The 455-nt window shown below is 36.0% G+C and carries 1 protein-coding gene; it reads left to right on the plus strand.

Features of this window, described 5'->3' with window-relative positions:
- Positions 1-120: 120 nt before the first annotated feature.
- A partial coding sequence (locus HMPREF9441_RS17370) for a Tex-like N-terminal domain-containing protein (protein ID WP_039865713.1) occupies positions 121-455 on the plus strand: 335 nt, incomplete at its 3' end.

Below are 455 nucleotides of genomic sequence, written 5' to 3' on the forward strand. Positions count from 1 at the left end.
CATCCTTCGATGAATTAGAGGGGTTGACTGGTAGCTAAAGTGTGATAAATAGAGGGTGGTAATAGTTGTTGTTTTTTTAGCTTTTTTGTGCTACCTTTGCCGCCTCATAATTTCAAAAATATGGCCAATATTTTATTTATAAAAAATCAAACACAACTGACAGAACGGGCTATTGAGCATACTCTAGAACTACTTTCCGAAGGCTGTACTATTCCTTTTATAGCTCGCTATCGCAAAGATAAAACTGGTAATCTGGACGAGGTGGCAATTGAACGTATTGCTAAAGCTCAGAATGAATATGACAATATTTGCAAGCGAAAAGAAACCATTTTATCTTCGATAGAAGAGCAAGGAAAACTTACCGATGAACTCCGCCAACGTATAGAGACTTCTTTTGAACTAAATGAGTTAGAAGACCTTTATTTACCTTATAAAAAAAGGCGCAAAACTAAAGG

It is taken from the genome of Paraprevotella clara YIT 11840 (assembly GCF_000233955.1).
Taxonomy (GTDB): Bacteria; Bacteroidota; Bacteroidia; order Bacteroidales; family Bacteroidaceae; genus Paraprevotella; species Paraprevotella clara.